Origin of the sequence: Thalassoglobus sp. (genome assembly GCF_048270125.1) — a bacterium.
Classification (GTDB): Bacteria; Planctomycetota; Planctomycetia; order Planctomycetales; family Planctomycetaceae; genus Thalassoglobus.
In genome coordinates, this window is the sequence record NZ_JBLWTN010000010.1 from 123344 (window position 1) to 142707 (window position 19364).

Below are 19364 nucleotides of genomic sequence, written 5' to 3' on the forward strand. Positions count from 1 at the left end.
GAATTTGTTAGAGCGAATTACTATGAAATGCAATTATTCTTGCGGATCAGATGACCATCAGATGGCCCGAAGGCAGTTCCTGGGAACGCTCACTGGTGGCTTTGTCGTCGGTGGACTGGGGACCTTCACACACGGAGAAGCTGCCGAGCACTTGCGGGCCAATCAAATGCGTGTGCTCACTGTCTTCCTCTCTGGAGGTGTCAGCCAACTCGAAACCTGGGATCCCAAACCCAAGACCGACACCGGCGGACCATTCCGCGCAATTCCGACAGCTGTTCCGGGAATTCACATCTCAGAGTTGCTGCCGCATACCGCTCAACACATGGATAAGCTCTCCTTAATCCGGAGTATCAACACCAAAAATGGCGATCACGGAAAAGGTAGCTACCAGATGCTTCATGGCCGCAACCAAATGCCAGGAATTGACAACCCTCACTTGGGCGCTGTGCTTGCCAAAGGTCTCGAGCGTCCAAACTCCGGCTTACCCGGGTTCATTCGTGTTCAAGCTGGCGGACGCGGAAATGACTCTGCGTATCTCGGACCACGATACAGCAGCATTGGCGTCAATGGAGCCCCGCCACCGAATTCTGCCAGAGTCGCATCACTGACCGCTGAAATCGATCAGTCGCGACAAGACCTTCGCCGTCGTGCCAATTCACGATTTATGTCGACCCGCCGGACAGCCGAGACGGATGCGTACACGCAAACGTACGAGCAGGCATTACAGCTGATGGAGAAACGAGACGTCTTCGATGTGAATCTTGAACCGGCCAAAGAGCACGAACGCTACGGCACGAAAGCTGACTTCGGTCGCCAGTGCTTAATCGCTCGAAGACTGTTAGAAAACGACGTTCCCTTCGTCCAGATTTCACACACCAACTACGATACCCACAACGAAAACTTCAACTTCCACCTGGAACAAATGGGTGAGTTCGACAAACCGTTCTCGACGCTCATTGGCGACCTGCACGAACGTGGTCTGATGAAGTCAACTCTCGTTGTTGTCATGTCCGAATTTGGTCGAACCCCACGCATCAATGCCCGCTACGGTCGTGATCACTGGGGAACTGCCTGGTCAATTTGTCTCGGTGGAGCAAAAGTTCAGCCAGGTGCCGTCATCGGAAAAACAAATGAAAATGGAACCCAAGTGATTGACCGCGAGGTTGATCATGGTCACCTGTTTCACACATACCTGTCCGCCGTTGGACTGGAATCGACCTCACACTTCAACATCGCCGGTCGGGAGATCCCTCTCGCTGACCCTTCACGCAGTGCGATCAGTGAGCTGATTTCTTAGTCCAAGAATGGCCTTCCAGTATTTGCCGGACACATGACCGGACACATGAAGTGTCCAACAATATTTTTGCACTCAAAATAGACACCATTGGAGAAACTTGCACATGTCCCGTTTTTGGAGTCACGTACTCAGCGTTGGCGTATTGATCACGACACTCTCAACGACAGCTCAGGCTGAGCTGCGTGTCGGAGCCGTAGTGACCGACATCACTCCACTGAAGTTCCCGGTGATTGTCAACGGAGGCATGACTTCAAGAAGTATTGAGAAAGTCAACACGCCAGTTAATGCTCGTACAATTGTGATTGACGATGGAAAAGAAAGAATCGCGATTAGTGTTGTCGATAGCTGCATGCTGCCGCGTCCACTCCTCGATGACATCAAAGCTCTCACCGCGATGAAGACATCTCTGAAGGTGGATCGCATCCTGATTTCCGCAACACATGCTCACTCGGCTCCCTCATCCATGGGAGCACTCGGAACAAATGCCGACGAAAACTACATTCCTTTTCTGAAAGAGAAAATGGTGGAAAGTTTTGTCGCTGCCGAGAAAAATCTCGAACCGGCGCGAGTCGGTTGGGGCCTTGGTCACGCACCTGAGTATACGGCACTGCGTCGCTGGATTCGCAGACCAGATCGGCTTGCGGAAGATCCATTTGGAAACCCAACAGTCCGTGCCAACATGCACGCAGGACGAAATCATGATGATGTGACCGGCGAGTCGGGACCTGAAGATCCTGATCTTTCGCTCATCTCGTTTCAATCTCCCGATGGTCGTCCGATCGCTCTCATTGCAAACTTCTCAATGCACTACTTTGGAGACCGCGACCTGAGTGCCGATTACTTCGGACGCTTCGCTAATGGCTTGAAAGAACGCCTCGCCCCGAAAGACTCTGACGACCACCCGCCGTTTGTAGGTCTGATGTCGCACGGATGCAGTGGAGACATCTGGCGACGGGATTACAAAACGTTCGATCCCGACGCCGATGATTTCACTATCGAATCCTTCACAGAGGGTCTTCTCGACATCGCGTTAAAGGCTTATAAAAAGATTGAATACAAAGACGCCGACATCGCGATGGCAGAAGCCCGCATGGAACTCAACTACCGAGTCCCCGACGCGCAGCGACTGCAATGGGCCCAGGCCATTGTTGACGAACTTGGAGACCAACTCCCCAAAACACTTCAGGAAGTTTACGCCCGAGAGCAGGTTATTCTGAACAAGCTGCAATCGACAGAGATTGTCGTTCAGGGTGTTCGAATTGGCGACATTGGAATCGCCACAACTCCAAATGAAACATACGCCTTAACCGGATTGAAACTCAAACTGAACTCACCATTCAAGCAGACGATGGTGATTGAACTTGCGAACGGAGGGGATGGCTACATTCCGCCGCCTGAGCAACATCACCTGGGAGGCTACAATACCTGGGCTGCCCGTTCAGCTGGTTTGGAAATTCAAGCTGAACCAAAAATCGCAGCTGCCGGACTGCATCTGCTTGAACAAGTTGCTGGAAAACCTGCAAAGGCCTACAAACAAGCCAACGGACCTTCTGCTCAAAAAATCCTGGACCTTAAGCCAGAAGCCTACTGGCGCATGGCGGAAATGGCTGGCCCGATCGCTGAGGACATTTCTTCGAACGAACATCACGGTACATACGAAGCCGGGGTTGTCTATTTCCTCGACGGTCCACACTCCGACGCTTTTTGCAAACCGGGTGAACTCAACCGCACAGCACACTTTGCTGGCGGCCGAATGGTTTCGAAGCTGGACAAAATCGATGGTGATTACACCGTCTCGATGTGGATCTGGAATGGAATGCCGACTGATGCTCGTGAAGTAACCGGCTGGATGTTCTCACACGGCCGCAGTTTCACACCTGCCAGTCTCGGCGAACATCTGGGAATCGGTGGAGTCGATAATCACCCTGGACAGTTGCTGCTTTCAGTCAACGGAAAAACGGTTGCAGGCAAATCACAAGTTGAGCGATGGACCTGGAATCACATTGTCATGACCAGCAAGGATGGGCAATTTCAAGTTTACTTGAATGGAAACTCGACTCCGGAAATCGACATGAAGTCCAAGGATGCAGGACTCTCCATTGATCAGTTTTTCATTGGGGGACGCTGTGATAACGAATCGAACTGGGAAGGTCGCGTGGATGAGGTTGCTCTATTCAACAGAGCTCTGACACCGGCAGAAATTCAATCCCTTTCTGTGAAGTGAGACTGACTATGGATGTCACCAAGACGCATATCGAAAAAGACTACAAAGCGGACCGACCGCTCCTCTCCTGCTGTTACGCACTGGACGGAGCTCATGTTTTCGTCGGCTGTGAAGACTACAAAGTCTGGCGATTCAAAGTTGACGATGGTACGAAAGTCGAACTCGACACTGATGCTTGGACAAGAACGTTACTTCTGGTCGATGCAGGCAAAACTCTCATCACAGGCAGCTACGATGGCCGCCTGATCTGGTGGGATGCTCTGGCAGAAAAACCAGTCGCAACACGGACTCTCGACGCACACGAAGGCTGGATTCGCTCATTGTCAGTCAGTCCCGATGGGACCACTCTGGCCTCTGTCGGAAATGACCTGATCGTCAAACTCTGGAACCTTGCGGACGGAAAACTTGTTCGCGAATTGAAAGGCCACGAATCGTATATTTACAACGTGGCCTTTCACCCAAACGGAAAAACTCTCGTCACCGGCGACTTGTACGGGAACATTTTCGATTGGGATTTGACAACTGGCGAAAAAAAACGAGTCTGGAAAGCGGAAACACTCACCAAGTACGACAAGGGATTTCATGCCCAGATCGGTGGCTTTCGCGGGATGATCTTTAGCCCCGATGGAACACAACTCATCTGCTCAGGAATCACGAATGTCTCCAATGCATTCGCAGGAATCGGGAACCCCAGCGTAGTCATCTTCGACTACGCCAAGGGAGAGCAGGTCATTGAACATCTCTCCAAAGGCCCTCTCCAAGGTGTCGCCTGGAACGTTGCCGTCCATCCAGAGAAGATGATTGTAAGCAGCTCCGGGGGAAGCGGTGGCTATCTGCTTTTCTGGAAACCGGGCGAAAAGGAGACGTTCCGTCAATTCAAATTACCTTCCGATGTCCGAGACTTTGCGCTCTCTCCCGATGGTCAATACCTCGCTGCCGCTCACGCCAATCATCACCTGAGCATCTGCAAACTGGATGCTAAACAGGCATAAAGGGTTCTGCAGAGACTCATCTCTTCAAAATCATTGATGTCGAAGAGATGAGGTTCCTTGCGCGGCCGGAATCTCAAAATCAAAAAGAGAGCGACAACAAGATGCAATCTCAGCATTTTTCAAATTGCAAAGACAAGCAGCATGACCAACCGTAGAACCTTCCTTCAGGCAAGCTTGCTGACCACGCTGAGCTCACCACTGCTCGCTGCCCTGAAACAGGGAAACCTCAGTGCCGCAGAAGAGACGCTTGTGGCTGCGACACGTAGTGGACTGATCGACGCCGCATCGCTTCATGTTCAACAGGGGACTGAAAAATTTCAGCGAACATTTGGTTCGTCAAAATCGCCCGATGACATCTTCCTGCTCGCATCCATTTCGAAGCCGATTTCAATCGCTGCAGTGATGAAGCTTTATGATCAAGGTCAGTTCGATTTGAACGACCCTGTCAAAAAATTCATTCCAGAGTTCAAGGGAGACGGTCGAGACACCATCACCATGCGGCAATTGATGACGCATGTTTCTGGTCTGCCTGATCAGCTGCCACAGAACGCCCAGTTTCGCTCGAAGCATGCGGAATTGAAAGAGTTTGTCGACGCAGCCATCCAGACACCATTGCTCTTTCCAGCTGGCACAAAGTACAGCTATTCAAGCATGGCGATCCTGCTCGCAACAGAAGTCGCGATGCGTCTCACTGGAAAACCGATTGCCAGGATCGTCGAAGAGAACGTTTACCAACCACTTGAAATGAAGCACTCAGCCCTTGGCTTGGGAGCATTCAAGCTTGAATCAGTCATGAAGGTCCAAGTCGAAAATGCAGCTCCTGAATCGGGCTCAGGAGCTCCCTCGACGAAGTCTTGGGACTGGAACAGCTTGTACTGGAGACAACTCGGCGCACCATGGGGAACCGCACATGGTTCCGCTGCAGATGTAGCGATCTTTCTCAATGAACTTCTCCAGCCCAGCGGGAGAATCCTCAAGCCAAAAACCGCGCAGCTCATGACGACGAATCAAAACCCGCGTGGAATTCGCCCACGTGCTCTCGGCTTTGATCTTGGCAGCCACTGCGGTGGCCCCGGGTGCAGCGAACAGACTTTTGGACATACCGGATCCACAGGAACCCTCTGCTGGGCCGATCCCGCCACAGGCACGACCTGCGTCATCCTGACAACTCTCCCCGGTCGAGCGATCACTCCCCACCCCAGAAAAACTGCCTCTGACCAAGTCGCACGGGCTGCAAATTCATAGAACATCTCAGCCAGATAGTGAAGCAGTGAATCTCATCTTCATGACTTCATAGATGCTCACCTCGTAACTGAAGGCAAAGAGCACAGGACAAGACTCAGAGGCCAATATTGGGTTTGCTTTAGAACTGGTCCTGAAACTTGAAATCGCTCTCTCAGACGTTGAGAAAAGCGACGATTCCAGAGGTTTTCGGACTGGTTCTACTCAGTTATTGTTCAACGGAAAATCCAAAGCAAGAGCGGCAGCAACACACCGGCGAAAGTGTCCAGTGCAAATTGACCGGCAGATTACTTTTTCTTTTCAGAAAACTTGGGGTCGGCTTTGGGTTTGGGGTCGCCGATCACGATCGGTTTGATTCCGGTCCCTTCGTAGCCCTTTTCAGGGTTTCCGTTCTCGTCGAGATGGCCGGTTACAAAGAGTGCTCCACGAGAAACAAGCCCCAGCCAAACATCGTTATTCATCGTTTCGTTGTGATGCCCGAGTGATGTCCCGAACACATTGGCTTTCCCGAATTTATTCAACCAAATTACCGGATGATCTTTCTTTGTGTCTTCTCCGTAAGCCTTGGCAAGAGGAATACAATTCGACCAGACCTTTTCGATCTTGTACAACTCGCCATTTGGGGTTTTCCATTCTTTGGGGAAGTCCGTCATAACCGGATGATCCTCGAGCTTCTCCACGTTTAAAGCACGCTTTCCTTCGTGGCTGCGACTGGTCACACCGATCAACTCACGCCAGGCATCCGCCGAACCAGAGTTGCGGTAGCTGTGCAGGGCACAATGAATGAAGATTGCGGGAACTCCTTCAAAGTGAGCATCTGCGATCGACTTGACGAATTCAGGATCTGTCACGCCACCAAAGCATTCGTTGTGAACGATCAGGTCATACTTCTTAGCCCAACCCGGTTTTGAATAGACCGAAATCTTGTGGTCACGACCTGTTCCGCCTTCGTGAACAAAATCCCAGGTGATGTTCATTCGCTGACTAAGCCCCTCAGCGATGATCCGCTTCTGGTTCTCATAATCATGGCAGCACCCGCCGGTAATGATCAATCCTTTTAATGGTTCAGCTGCGGAGCCGGATGTTGAAAAACCAATTGACAGCAGAAGGGCGAGCGTCAAAATTCTCATAGTCATTCTCGATGTTTGTAGAAAAGTTTTAAACAAGCACGGATTGATGAGTGTAACAATTCGAAGCAGGCGGGTCGCACTTCAAGCCAGATCACGCTGGACAAATTAGGAAGCTCTGATGCTTTTGTCGCGTCAGTGAGAACCGGCATCAATGCAGACCATTCGGTTTGATGAACCCTGCCTGTCGCTGCTACACTTTCAGTTGTTGTAGAACCACATCCGCTTCTGGTCGATGCAAACGCCTCTTCAGCAGGGTGCTCTTTGATCGTAATCCAGTATTCATTTCGACTCTAACAGGCCCGTCATGGCGCGTTTGACACAAAAGCAGCTCAATCAACTTAGCAAAAACTTTGAAGAGCGGACTCCCGATGAACTCCTTCGCTGGGCGAAGGAAATTTTTGGTGAACGAGCCAGCGCCATCTCAGCGATGCAAAAATCCGGAAGCGTGATGTGTCACATGATCTCCCGGCTGAAACTCGACATCCCGGTTCTTTTTGTTGACACCGGTGTGATGTACCAGGAAACACTGGAAACTCGCGACCGAATGTCCAGTGAATACGGTCTCAAGGTACGGACACTACATCCCGAACTGACGATGGCCGAACAGACAGAAAAGCTGGGGGTCCTTTATCTTTCCGTAGATGGTCAGGAGCAATGCTGCCACATGCGAAAAGTTGAACCTCTACTGAAAACCAAAGGCGAGTACGATGCCCTCATCGGCAGCTTGCGTCGGGCCGATGGTGGTCGCCGTGGCGTTTGCCCCTTATTGGCGGTCGACACCGAAATGAATGTCGTTCGAATTAATCCGATGGCAAACTTTACCGATGAGCAAATGGCTGCTTATCTGGAGGAGAACGACGTCATCATCAATCCATTGCACAAACAAGGATTCGCGACGATTGGCTGCAATCGGTGTACAACACCGATCCTCCCGCATGAAGTCAAACGTGCTGGGCGTTGGCGTCACTTGGGAACCGCAGCTGCATACTGTGGAATCAACCCGACTGACGTCAGTGATGGAGACTCGCTGTCGATTGACCTCCCGCAAGATTTGATCGACAGGATTCTCGGCCAGAAAACCGATTTCATGATTTGATGAATGTTTTGAACTCGTCAATCGAAGTTTCCCCACGGTGAATCACCGGAGGCGAGGCGATGCGTAGTCAATCCATGCTGAAGTCGACTTCCGAGATTTTTGTGCTGTATGGTGGAAACTCACCGGAACGAGAGATCAGCCTGCAATCGGGAGCCGCGTTCGGACGCAGCTTAGGCGAAGCGGGTTACAATGTTTCGCTCGTTGATACTGCGACAACTTCTCTTCAAGCAGTTGACTGGAAAGAGAATTCGGTCGCCATCATCATGCTGCATGGAACTTATGGAGAAGATGGGGAAGTTCAGGCGGAACTGGAATCACTCGGCGTCATCTACTCTGGCAGCGATGTACGATCTTCACAACGTGCCTTTCACAAAGCGATCGCCAAGAAGACTTTTGAAGACCATCAACTCCCAACTCCTGACTGGCGATTGCTAAGCTCGAATGCGAGCAGAAACGAAGTCCTCACAGCAGCTCAGCAAATCGGAGCTCCAGTTGTGATCAAACCTGAGGCACAAGGTTCGAGCCTGGGAGTGACGATTCTGGAGAATCTTTCCGAGGTTTGGAGCGCTTTTGAGGCAGCCCGAGAACTGGACGAACAAGTTTTAATTGAACGAGCAATTCTCGGAGAAGAATGGACGGTCCCGGTTCTCGACCAAATCGCACTCCCAGCCATTCGAATTCGCTCTCAGCGTCAATTCTTTGATTACTCCGCAAAATATCTCGACAATGAAACCGAGTACCATGTTCTCGGTCCAGACGATTCTCCGATCGCACGGGCAGTGACAGATGTGAGTCTTAACGCCTGCCTTCACCTACAAACTTCGGGAGTTTGCAGAGTCGACCTCATGGTGGATGCCCAAGGCATCCCCTGGTTACTCGAGGTGAATACAATTCCCGGGATGACCGAGCACAGCCTCGTCCCGAAAGCGGCAGCTCATCTCGGCTGGAGCATGAGCGACCTCTGCGAACAGATTCTTTTCTCTGCTTTCGCTAACCGTCAAGAACGGTAACCGGACCCCAAAAGCAACGACTGATTGAACCTTCTTGGAAATCGATTGCAAAATCGTCTTTTCGTGCGGAAGTTCCAGCCTGCTTCACTGGAGGTGGTAGGTTTGAGAGACCCCCATCGACCATCGATGGCGTGAACTTTAGAACCGGTTTGAAAACTTGTGCAATAAAGCTGTTTCTCAGTCATCGAGAAACTGACTGCAGGGTTTCGGACCAGTCCTGAAATTTCAAATTCTATTTTTCTCTCACTTCAGTCCGTCACAATGCCTCCGGCAACGAAGACAAAAAAAACGAAGGGTGCCAAACCAGCCCCCAAGAAAAAGGCAGCTCCGAAGAAAGAGCCATCGCCAGTTGCGATCGCTGTGCGTTCCTGGTTCTTTCGCCCGACCCCACTTATTATCACTGCCTTTATCATTTCAGGAATCGTCTTCGCCCCATACGCTCCTCATCTCCTCCCGGATCTGTCGCAACTGGAAGAGTATCAGTTTGAGATGGAAGCAATTGAAGTGAACCAACCTAATGAATGGGTTCCCGGAACGCTCATTGACACCGTGCTCATCAATTCGGAGTTCCCTGAAAGAATTTCTCTGCTTCAGCCCAACCTAAGTCGCGATGTCGCCGAAGCGCTTCATGCACATCCCTGGGTGCACCATGTCAACTCGGTTCGACTCACCAATGAGCGATCGATCCGAGCCAGTTTGAAATATCGATTACCTGTCGCATTTGTCGAAACAAACGAAGGTTTGTTCCCGGTCGATGCAGAAGGAGTTTTGTTGCCAGCTGTTGATTTCAAAATTGAAGATATCGACAAGCTTCCACACATTACCAACGTTTTGACAAAACCGATTGGGAAAGCTGGGACTCCCTGGGGTGGAGGCATCGTCGAATCTGCTGCGAAGATCGCTGCTGCCCTGACTCCGAATCAGAATATGGAGAAATACTGGAACCGCTTCGAGCTGACGAGCATTGTCGCGCCCGATGTGAAAGAAGGCCAGATGTCTGTCGACGACATGACCTTTGAACTCGCCACCCGTGGAGGAAGCCGAGTCGTCTGGGGCAAGCCTCCCGGAGCCGATGATCTGGAACCAACCGTGGAGCAAAAAATCGGTCGCATGGAACAATACCTGTCCCGATTCGGAAAATTCGACGAACCGGACGGTCCCTACCGCATCGACATCCGACTGTTTGATGCCATCTCCCTGCAACCGCTCGACGGGCTGATCTATCGGTAACAGTCGTGCAGGGCATGTTTTACCAGTCAAATTGCTGGTCGTTCGAAGCAGAAATAGAACACGAATTTCAGCCAACGCCACAGTTTCGACTGCTGAACACAAAAAACGCCAGACGCTTCAAGTGTCTGGCGTTTAACGTAAACCTGGATTATCAAAGCATTTCGCTAATGCGGTTGAGAGGATTCGAACCTCCACGCCCTAAACGGGCACAAGAACCTGAATCTTGCGCGTCTGCCAGTTCCGCCACAACCGCTTCGCGTGGTTTATATGGAAAATCGGTCTCATCAACAACCCAACTGTGAGTGCGAAATTTCGTGTGAGACAATCTGGGAACTCTTCTGATGCCGAACTCGCTGAGTCGATCAGCTCATGGGCAGTCATCGAAATCTTTCCTCAACCTTGCCCTCGCCTCAAAAAGTCCCGATTACAACCGAATGACTCCTTTTGGAGAGGAAAGTCTCTCCGATTGAATCTCGGGGCCACTTTCTACTGGGTACTCTCAAGTGCGGCTTTGAATCGTTGGAGGGGTGATCCGGTGTGAGTGAGTGGATATGATGAAGCCGGAAGAAGAAGCATCATTGCTTAGAGATGAGTTGATCGGTGTTCCAGAAAAACTGATGAATTGGGGAAAGATCCGCATGATTGTCACACGAAACCCAGCGACCGAAGAAGTGATTTCTGAATACCCGACCTTGAGTGCAGCGGAGCTTGATTCTCGAATCGATCGCTCCGCTTCGGCATTCGAAACCTGGAAATCAACATCGATTGAGCACCGGGCAGAATTGTTACGACGAATCGCAGCAGAGATTCGTAATTCGTTGGAAGACTCTGCTCGAATGATCAGTATCGAGATGGGAAAGCCGCTCAGCGAGGCCCGTGCGGAGGTTGAAAAATGTGCGACTGGTTGTGAGTTTTACGCCGAACATGGCCCAGGTTTTCTGGCCAATGAAGAGGTTGAAACTGATGCCAGCAAAAGTTATGTGCGGTTCGATCCACTTGGATGTGTCCTGGCAGTGATGCCTTGGAATTTTCCGTTCTGGCAGGTGTTGAGGTTCGCTGCTCCAACACTTCTAGCGGGGAATGTCGGGCTGTTGAAACATGCCAGTAATGTCACCGGCTGTGCATTGGAAATTGAGAAGATTTTGCACCGTGCTGGAGTCCCGGAAGATGTTTTTCAAACTCTGGTCATTCCCTCTTCTGATGTCGCAAGTGTGATCGAGAACAGAAACGTCCGAGCGGTTTCGTTAACGGGTAGCGAAGCTGCAGGAAGCGCCGTAGCGGAGGTCGCTGGGAAACATCTGAAGAAGCTGGTCCTCGAACTGGGAGGATCTGATCCGTTCATCGTTTTAGAGGATGCAGATCTGGAGAAAGTGATTCCAAAAGCAGTGCAGTCTCGCACGATGAACGCCGGGCAAAGCTGCATCGCAGCTAAAAGATTTCTCGTTGTTCAGTCAGTCTATCCTGAGTTTGTTGAGAGACTCACAGAAGCAATGCGGGAGATTCAAGTAGGGGACCCACTCGATGCGTCGACAAAGATGGGGCCGTTGGCTCGGGAAGACCTGGTGGAGGATCTGGATCAACAAGTGAAGAAATCGATCTCGCAAGGAGCTCAACTCATGACCGGCGGGAAGAAGCTGGATCGCACCGGTCATTTCTATGCCCCGACAGTCCTCGCCGGTGCGACAACCGAGATGACTTGCCTGAAGGAAGAGACATTCGGACCTGTTGCCTCAGTTGCCAGCGTTGCCAATGCGGATGAAGCAGTCCGTATTGCGAACTCATCGAAGTATGGATTAGGGGGGAGCATCTGGTCTCAGGACATTTCCCGCGCCGAGCAAATTGCCGCTCAAATTGAATCCGGCTCTGTGTTCATCAACGAGTTCACAAAATCCGACCCGAAAGTCCCCTTTGGTGGCGTAAAGGATTCCGGTTATGGGCGTGAACTGAGCGTCTTTGGCATTCGGGAGTTCGTGAACACGAAGACCGTTTGGATTGCGTAAGAGAGACGGCTGAACGCCCCGGACTTTTTCAGCGGTGGGGAGGGTTCACTCTCTCCCGAGCAGCGAGTGACTCAAACTGTCCCCTCGAAAAGTTCCCTGTGGCAGCGTACTCTTTCTATAGATTTTTTCGAATTGATGTTCGAGTTCTGCCTCATGGAGCACAGCAATTCCACTAGCGAAACGCGAGCTACACGGGCAGACAGCAGAGCAAACTGCTCTAATATCAATTCATTATTTCCGTTGCACTTGTGAAGAAAGCGTCGATTGATGCAGGTCCGCAGTCTGCTATTGAAGAGCCTCCGCTATTACTGGCGGACAAACTTGGCCGTCGTTCTGGGAGTCATTGCCGCGACGGCTGTGATCGGGGGAGCTCTGGTTGTGGGAGACTCCGTGCGGGAGAGCTTGCGACAGATGTCTCTGGATCGATTAGGAGAGATCGACCATGCCATCACCGGGGTGCGATTCTTTCGTGAACATCTTGCCGACGATGTGGAGTCCGACGATGTTCGCGTTGCTCCCGCAATCATTATGCAAGGCTCGGTCGTTCACGAACTTCCGGCAGATGCATCGAACGACACTCCGGAGGCGGAAGCGAAGACGTTACGAGCCGGACAGGTACAAGTTGTCGGAACAGATCAACGATTGTGGGAGATGCTCGAAACGAATGGCATCGCTGCTCCAGAAGTGGGAGAAGTCGTTCTGAATGAACGAGTCGCCAAGCAAATCTCAGCTTCACTGGGAGATCAACTTTCAGTCATCGTCGAGATTCCAGCATCGATTCCGCGTGATTCCCTGTTAGGCGATCGCGAAGAGACGGTCACCGAATTGGTGCTGACGGTCTCTGCGATTGCTCCCGAAGAATCGGGATTAGGCAGATTCGGTTTGAATCCATCGCAACAAATCCCTCTCAATCTCTTTGTGAGCTTACAGGATCTTCAGTCACAAACCGGACTCGCTGAAGTCCGGCGCTCGCGACGAAATCCGATCGCTAAACCGGCTCGCATCAATGCAATGTTCTTCTCGATGAAAGAGAATTCGAGCGAGAGCATTCTACCCGGCGTGGCTGAACAACTCACCAGCGAGATCGCCAAGCATGTCTCGCTGAGTGACTTAGCTTTACGTCTTGTCGAAAACCGAGAGCACGGTTACCTGTCGCTCGAAAGTGAGCAGATGATTCTGGAGAACTCGCTGTCCGAGCAAGCGATTGAAACTGCGAATCAGATTGACGCAGCCGTCTCTCCGGTGCTGGTCTATCTGTTGAACGAAATCTGGAACCCTGAAAACCCTGATCAATACTCAATGTATTCCATCATTGCAGGGATTGATCCGATCTTGCCAAAGCCATTTGGTCCGTTTGAATTTCAGGGTGAATCAACTCCCCTGAAGCCGGGAGAGGTCTATTTAAATGACTGGATTGCGAAGGATCTTGGGGTTGGTCTCGGGGACTCGATTCAGGTGAAATACCATGTCGTTGGGGACCGTGGGGAACTCCCTGAAGACGAGGCTTCGTTCAAGGTTGCTGGAATCGTGAAGCTGCAAGGTGTGGCCGACGATACCGGTTTCACACCTAATGTTCCGGGAGTGACCGATGCAAAAACGTATGGCGAATGGCGACAACCGTTCCCGCTCAAAGAGGATTTGATCACCGACCGTGACGATTTGTACTGGGATAATACTGAAACAGATCGAGAGGACGATTACCGAACCACTCCGAAGATTTTCACTTCGCTGGAAACCGCTCAAAGTATCTGGAACAGTCGGTACGGAAACTTAACTTCCGTTCGATTCGCTCCGAAAAATGGGCAACCACTGGCGGAAATTCAAGAGGAGTTCGAAGCGAAATTTCTCAGCGGCCTGAAGCCGACGAGCACTGGGTTGATTGTTCAACCGATCAAAGCTGTCGGCCTCCAAGCTGCCGCAGGAACCACTGACTTTACCGGGTTGTTTCTTGGATTCAGCTTTTTTCTGATCCTCGCTGCGATCATTCTTGTCGGGTTGCTGTTCCGACTCGGTATCGAAACCCGGCTCAGTGAGTTTGGCCTGCTGCTCGCCCTCGGCTTGACACCTAAACAAGTCCGTCGCTTGTTTCTCTCAGAGGGAACCATCCTGGTTCTGATCGGTGGCGTGCTGGGCTCGGTCGCTGCCGTCTGTTATGCGGGGGTGATGGTATATGGCTTAAAAACCTGGTGGTACGGAGCCATTGGAACACAATTCTTGTTCCTGTCTATTCAGCCCGGAAGCCTGATCATTGGACTGTTGATCACCGTTGTCGTGGCGATTGGAGTCGTGTTTCGGGTCTTGTGGCAAACCCGAAAGCAATCGACGCGTAGCCTGCTCAACGGAGAGTCCGCCGGGACAGCACTGGCGAGCGCAGCACAGAATCGGATTTCGAAATGGGTCGCGATCAGTACGTTTGCAATTTCAATGTTGCTGCTGGTTTCGATGCTGACTGGCCTCATTCCAGATGTTGAAGCTTTCGGCGGATTCTCATGGAAAATTGTTCTGTTCTTTCTCGTTGGTATCGGCATGCTGGTGAGTGGACTCGCCGCTATCTCAGCAGTTCTCGGCTCAAACGATGCCGTGAAAATTCAAGGAGCAGTCTCAGTCGCTCGAGCAAAACTAGGACTTCGCAATGCGGCTCGCAATCGGCAGCGAAGCGTCATGACTGCCAGTCTGATTGCCTCGGCAACCTTTATCATCGTTGCCGTCGGGGCAGGGCAGCAAAACCCTGCGGGTCTGGAACCGGTCGCACTATCGGGAAATGGGGGATTCACCCTCGTCGCAGAAACGAACATTCCCGTGCTGAATGATCTGAACACTGAAGAAGGTCGTTCAAAACTGGGCTTTGATGTTCTGAATGAAAAGCAGAATGCGATTCTAGATCAGGCGACGGTCATGCCGTTTCGCGTGAAGCCGGGCGAGAATGCAAGCTGCTTAAATCTGTATCAAACACAACTCCCGACTGTTCTCGGAATTCCGGACGATGTTTTACAGGAATTTATCGAGAAAAATCGTTTCCGCTTTGCTGACACACCGGGTGAACATCCGTGGTCGCTATTGAACGAACCGCTCGAATCCGGAAACATCCCTGTGCTCGGTGACATGAACACTCTGATGTACAGCCTTCACAAAGCGATCGGTGAGACGATCAGCGTCCCGGACGAAGAGACAGCGGAGGAGACTCTCGAAGTGGTCGGCATGTTCGCGAACAGTGTTTTCCAGGGTGTATTGGTGATGTCCGAATCGAACTTCAAGAAAGTCTTTCCACAGCAAACCGGGTTTCAATATTTTCTAATCGAAACACCAGTTGCGGCAGCTGATGAGGTTTCAGCGACTTTGGAATCGAACTTGGGAGACTACGGCTTCGATGCAGAACTGGTCTCGGACCGCTTGTCGAATTTCCTGGCGGTCCAGAATACTTATCTTTCAACATTCCAGACACTGGGCGGATTAGGATTACTCCTCGGAACCATCGGGCTGGCGACTGTGATGCTGCGAAATGTCCTGGAGCGTCACGGAGAGTTGGCACTGATGCGTGCGATAGGGTTCCGTCAACTGCAGGTCGGACAACTGGTTGTCTACGAGAACGCATTCCTCCTGCTGTGTGGACTGATCCTTGGATCGGTCTCCGCGTTGCTGGCGATGGCTCCCCACCTCATCGGTTCAGTTGCTGACGTGCCGTGGAAAAGCTTACTTCTCCTGTTAGTCACCGTTTTTCTCGTGGGGATGGTTTCTGTGGTGATTGCTGTGCGGGCCGCTGTAAAAACGCCGATTTTGTCAACGCTTCGTGGTGAGTGATTCCCAGCAGGCTGGAGATTTGCGCAGTGAGCGACGAGGGTCTGGCAGCGGGTTGAAGCTCGGTTTGTGAGCTACCTCACAACGATCAGATAACGAAATTTGGACGTTTGACGGTTGGCAGAATTTCCCTACACTTCACAAGTCTAGCAGAAAGTGTGCCACGGCTGTCGAAGAGCTCATCGCGATGGTTGATTGGGATATTGGAAATTTATCCAAGGTCAAGGATTATGCCACGTGTCGATCTTCCCGCCTCATTGATCAGCTTGTTCAAAGCTGCGCGGAAGGTAGCCACCGACACAGAATGCAAGGCAGCGATTCTGCTGGCTGAGGCGGAATACGACTTCAGTGAAGTCAAAAAGCTCTTGCGGGGAATCCCCCTCATCGTTGCCTCACACTTGCCGGAAGTGCAAGAGGCAGTGAAAGTCGACGAGATCACGCTCGTCCCGCTCAACCACGAGCCGCAAACTCGACAGGTCCAACTGAGTCAGTCTCTGCTGGAAGCGATCGCTGATGATCTAGTCCAAACCGGTGACCGCGTCGTCGCAATCTATTCCGGATTTGAAAGAGAAAATCTCGACACCCTCAGCGTGATCAATCTCAGCGAACATTTAGCACGACTGACCACTCGGGATTTGCAGCGACTGGAAACACAGGTTCCACTGCAAACATTGCGGAAGGTCGTTGACCTGGCAGTCGAAATCGGCCGAGAAGGTCGAGAGGCGAAAAAAGTGGGCACGATTTTCGTCGTTGGAAACCATCGCAAGGTAATGGAGATGTCTCACGAAGGGATTCACGATCCATTTCGTGGGTATGCGAAGAAAGAGAAAATGATCACCAGCCCACGAGTGCGAGAGAGCATCAAGGAGATTGCTCAAATCGACGGGGCTTTTGTGATCTCTTCAGATGGCTGTGTGATGGGTTCCGGGCGAATCCTCGATGCTCCCGCAGAAGAGTTGACACTTTCGAAAGGTCTTGGGTCTCGACACTGGGCGGCAGCTGCCATTTCGAAAGCGACAAACTCAATTGCGATTGCGATCTCCGAATCAACAGGAACAGTACGGCTCTTTCAGGACGGAATCGTTGTCCTGCGAATCGAACCTATGCACCAGGCAATGAAGTGGCAAGATGTTGAAATCGAGCCACCGGGTGAGTAAGGGTTTTCTTACGATTGGGTAAAAGTAATCCCATTTACGAGTGAATCACTCAGTCTTCGAATATTGTTCTGCAAATTCCAAGACGCGCAGATCGATCATTTCACGAAATGATTCGACGTCGAAATCATCGACCTTCTGATAGTTTTTCCGGTTCAGAATTTCTCGATTACGAACCGTCCCCTTGGTGACTAATTCGACGATCGCTGTCGGGGTGAACGGAGAGACTGTCATCTCGAATCGGCTATATTTCGACTCCGGGGACTTCCCGGGAACGAGGTGGATATCATCCCGCGTCAGTCGACCACCCCAGCCATCTTCGCCAAGGACCGTTTGGTATTCAAATCCGGGCAAATGATCGACCAGTCTTTTCATGCACTCCTCGACGTGCTCTGACAGCTCCAGGCGAAAGCCAGAGTGCATCGTCCTCAGTTGATCGAGCGAAAGCTTCTCCTCAACCTCAGCACGAGTCCGTTCATCTTTATCTTTGACGCCACGTTGAATGGCGCGTTTGAGTCGATCATCAAAGTTCATCGATATCTCCCGATCTAAAGCGGCCAACATGGGCCGAGAAATGTTTTGAATCGTTGGAATTATTGAGTTGAGAAGCAAGTGATAAACAGTGAATTTGATATCAGGAAAAGTCGTGAGTCTTGGCTTCCGCGTAAATTCTAGGAAAGAATGCCTGATAGGGAAAGAAGCGATCTTTCTTCTCTGGTATTCAAATCGAGATGAGATTCTGAAAAGATTTCAAAGGAGTCACTTCTCGCCATCTCTTTCAACATGTAGCTTGTGGAGAAAATGGAGTTGTGTGTTGTTCAATTGTGATTGCAGAAAGGTCTCCTGATGCAGGATTTACCGATTCATTCAGACGATCAATCTGTCCCAGTGTACGATTGCCATGTTTTAATCGGCAAATTGGATGATGGAACATTGACTGGAATCGTCTCTAATTTACCAGAAATCACCGCCACCGCATCGAATGAACGCGATTTGCTGAGGAAAATTTCGACCGATTTCAAAACCCGAATCGTGAAGTACGCCGAAGCGAATGAAGAAATTCCCTGGCAGGAAAAACAGAAGCCAGGACCGGGTCAACAACAACGCTGGATTCCCGTCCATCTGTAAACCCGTCGCCTCAGTTCCCCTAACGAAACCTTGACCGAGACGAACTACTGAAACGAATGAGACTCAAAAAAACAGGCTGAGAATTCGCCAGAACTGATGAAAAAATTGAGCTCAAACTTGCCGCTCCATTCAAAATCATTGGTAGAAAATTGACCGATCTCATTCGTTTCGACATAAATATTTCAAATTGAACCTGCGTACCTCTGAGCCTCCCTGATAAAAACTTCCCTCCATTTTCAGCTACGAAAATATCTGAAGTCCCACTCAAAGTCGATCTCTCTCAAAATGCTTTCAACTGCTCCAACACCTTACGATTTTCGATTCACTCTCTTCGGCATTCCAGTGCGAGTCTCGGCGTGGTTCTGGTTGCTGGGATCGTTACTCGGGTTTGACTTAGTCAAATCGGGCGTGGAGTATTTTATTGCCTGGTTGGTGGTTGTCTTTGTTTCAGTGCTGGTGCACGAGTTCGGCCATGCTCTGGTTGCTAAGGCGTTCGGATATACTCCGCGAATCCTGCTTTATCATTTTGGCGGTTTGGCGATGTACGAACCAGACTCGCGATACACCCGCACAAAGTCCATCGCGGTGACTCTGGCCGGACCGGGCGCGGGGTTCACTTTGTTCGCTGTCGCGCTGGCGTGCAGCTTTGGGATGTCTTTCATTGAGGGGTCGATGTCTCCGAAAGCATTTCACGTCCTCGATCAGGCCTTGGGGTATTTGATTATCGTGAACTTCGTCTGGAGCGTTTTCAATCTGCTCCCAATTCTTCCACTGGATGGCGGAAATGTTTGCCGGGAAATTTGTACGTACTTCAGCCCGCGTAATGGTGTACGCCTCGCTGCCCAGATCGGGGCCATTCTCGCAGGGGTCATTTGTGCCTGGTGCTTAACGCAGCAGATGTTCTTCAACGCAATGCTCATTGGTTCGTTATGTGCTCAGAACATCTCGATCGCTCAGCAACGAAACTGGTAACCGGCTGCGAATTTCTTCGCACGCTCTGTTTTCCTCGGTTCCCGGTGTAGAATCAGTGACATCAATTCGTCAACGATGCTTCATTGAATTTATC

At 51.0% G+C, this 19364-nt stretch carries 14 protein-coding genes and 1 tRNA gene; 12 read left to right on the top strand and 3 right to left on the bottom strand.

Annotated elements, in window-relative coordinates; all coding sequences use genetic code 11:
- Positions 1-61: 61 nt before the first annotated feature.
- From ACN0YR_RS13705 to ACN0YR_RS13720, 4 genes are all read left to right on the top strand, one after another.
- Positions 62-1297 carry a DUF1501 domain-containing protein gene (locus ACN0YR_RS13705; protein ID WP_417849801.1) on the top strand — a complete coding sequence of 412 codons (1236 nt, stop codon included), beginning with the start codon at positions 62-64 and terminating at the stop codon, positions 1295-1297.
- Between the two features lie 103 nt (positions 1298-1400).
- Complete coding sequence (locus tag ACN0YR_RS13710; RefSeq protein ID WP_417849802.1) at positions 1401-3521, top strand: LamG-like jellyroll fold domain-containing protein; 2121 nt, start codon at positions 1401-1403, stop codon at positions 3519-3521.
- Positions 3522-3529: 8 nt separating this feature from the next.
- On the top strand, positions 3530-4513 hold the full coding sequence (locus tag ACN0YR_RS13715; protein ID WP_417849803.1) for a WD40 repeat domain-containing protein: 984 nt from the start codon (positions 3530-3532) through the stop codon (positions 4511-4513).
- Between the two features lie 141 nt (positions 4514-4654).
- A complete protein-coding gene (locus tag ACN0YR_RS13720; RefSeq protein WP_417849804.1) occupies positions 4655-5758 on the top strand; it encodes a serine hydrolase domain-containing protein in 1104 nt (367 codons plus the stop codon).
- A gap of 284 nt (positions 5759-6042) precedes the next feature.
- Here ACN0YR_RS13720 and ACN0YR_RS13725 read toward each other — a convergent pair whose 3' ends face one another.
- On the bottom strand, positions 6043-6885 hold the full coding sequence (locus ACN0YR_RS13725) for a ThuA domain-containing protein (RefSeq protein WP_417849805.1): 843 nt from the start codon (positions 6883-6885) through the stop codon (positions 6043-6045).
- A gap of 304 nt (positions 6886-7189) precedes the next feature.
- On the opposite strand from ACN0YR_RS13725, the gene ACN0YR_RS13730 reads away from it, so the two are divergent.
- The 3 genes from ACN0YR_RS13730 to ACN0YR_RS13740 all read left to right on the top strand — a co-directional run bounded on the left by ACN0YR_RS13730 (position 7190) and on the right by ACN0YR_RS13740 (position 10221).
- Entirely contained in the window at positions 7190-7981 is a 792-nt protein-coding gene (locus tag ACN0YR_RS13730; RefSeq protein WP_417849806.1) for a phosphoadenylyl-sulfate reductase, read from the top strand.
- Positions 7982-8040: 59 nt separating this feature from the next.
- Complete coding sequence (locus ACN0YR_RS13735; RefSeq protein ID WP_417849807.1) at positions 8041-8991, top strand: D-alanine--D-alanine ligase; 951 nt, start codon at positions 8041-8043, stop codon at positions 8989-8991.
- A gap of 261 nt (positions 8992-9252) precedes the next feature.
- The gene (locus ACN0YR_RS13740) at positions 9253-10221 is read left to right on the top strand and encodes a cell division protein FtsQ/DivIB (protein WP_417849808.1); all 969 of its coding nucleotides are present in this window, start codon (positions 9253-9255) and stop codon (positions 10219-10221) included.
- Positions 10222-10389: 168 nt separating this feature from the next.
- On the opposite strand, the gene ACN0YR_RS13745 is transcribed toward ACN0YR_RS13740, so the two are convergent.
- A tRNA-Leu gene (locus ACN0YR_RS13745) sits at positions 10390-10474 on the bottom strand.
- A 298-nt stretch (positions 10475-10772) separates the two neighbouring features.
- On the opposite strand from ACN0YR_RS13745, the gene ACN0YR_RS13750 reads away from it, so the two are divergent.
- The 3 genes from ACN0YR_RS13750 to ACN0YR_RS13760 all read left to right on the top strand — a co-directional run bounded on the left by ACN0YR_RS13750 (position 10773) and on the right by ACN0YR_RS13760 (position 17173).
- Complete coding sequence (locus ACN0YR_RS13750; protein WP_417849809.1) at positions 10773-12221, top strand: NAD-dependent succinate-semialdehyde dehydrogenase; 1449 nt, start codon at positions 10773-10775, stop codon at positions 12219-12221.
- 267 nt (positions 12222-12488) lie between these two features.
- The gene (locus ACN0YR_RS13755; RefSeq protein WP_417849810.1) at positions 12489-16019 is read left to right on the top strand and encodes an ABC transporter permease; all 3531 of its coding nucleotides are present in this window, start codon (positions 12489-12491) and stop codon (positions 16017-16019) included.
- 227 nt (positions 16020-16246) lie between these two features.
- A complete protein-coding gene (locus tag ACN0YR_RS13760) occupies positions 16247-17173 on the top strand; it encodes a DNA integrity scanning protein DisA nucleotide-binding domain protein (protein ID WP_417849811.1) in 927 nt (308 codons plus the stop codon).
- A 45-nt stretch (positions 17174-17218) separates the two neighbouring features.
- Here ACN0YR_RS13760 and ACN0YR_RS13765 read toward each other — a convergent pair whose 3' ends face one another.
- On the bottom strand, positions 17219-17704 hold the full coding sequence (locus ACN0YR_RS13765; RefSeq protein ID WP_417849812.1) for a hypothetical protein: 486 nt from the start codon (positions 17702-17704) through the stop codon (positions 17219-17221).
- Between the two features lie 312 nt (positions 17705-18016).
- On the opposite strand from ACN0YR_RS13765, the gene ACN0YR_RS13770 reads away from it, so the two are divergent.
- Positions 18017-18298, top strand: a complete 282-nt coding sequence (locus tag ACN0YR_RS13770; protein ID WP_417849813.1) for a hypothetical protein — start codon at positions 18017-18019, stop codon at positions 18296-18298.
- A gap of 285 nt (positions 18299-18583) precedes the next feature.
- Complete coding sequence (locus tag ACN0YR_RS13775; RefSeq protein WP_417849814.1) at positions 18584-19270, top strand: site-2 protease family protein; 687 nt, start codon at positions 18584-18586, stop codon at positions 19268-19270.
- Positions 19271-19364: the final 94 nt, after the last annotated feature.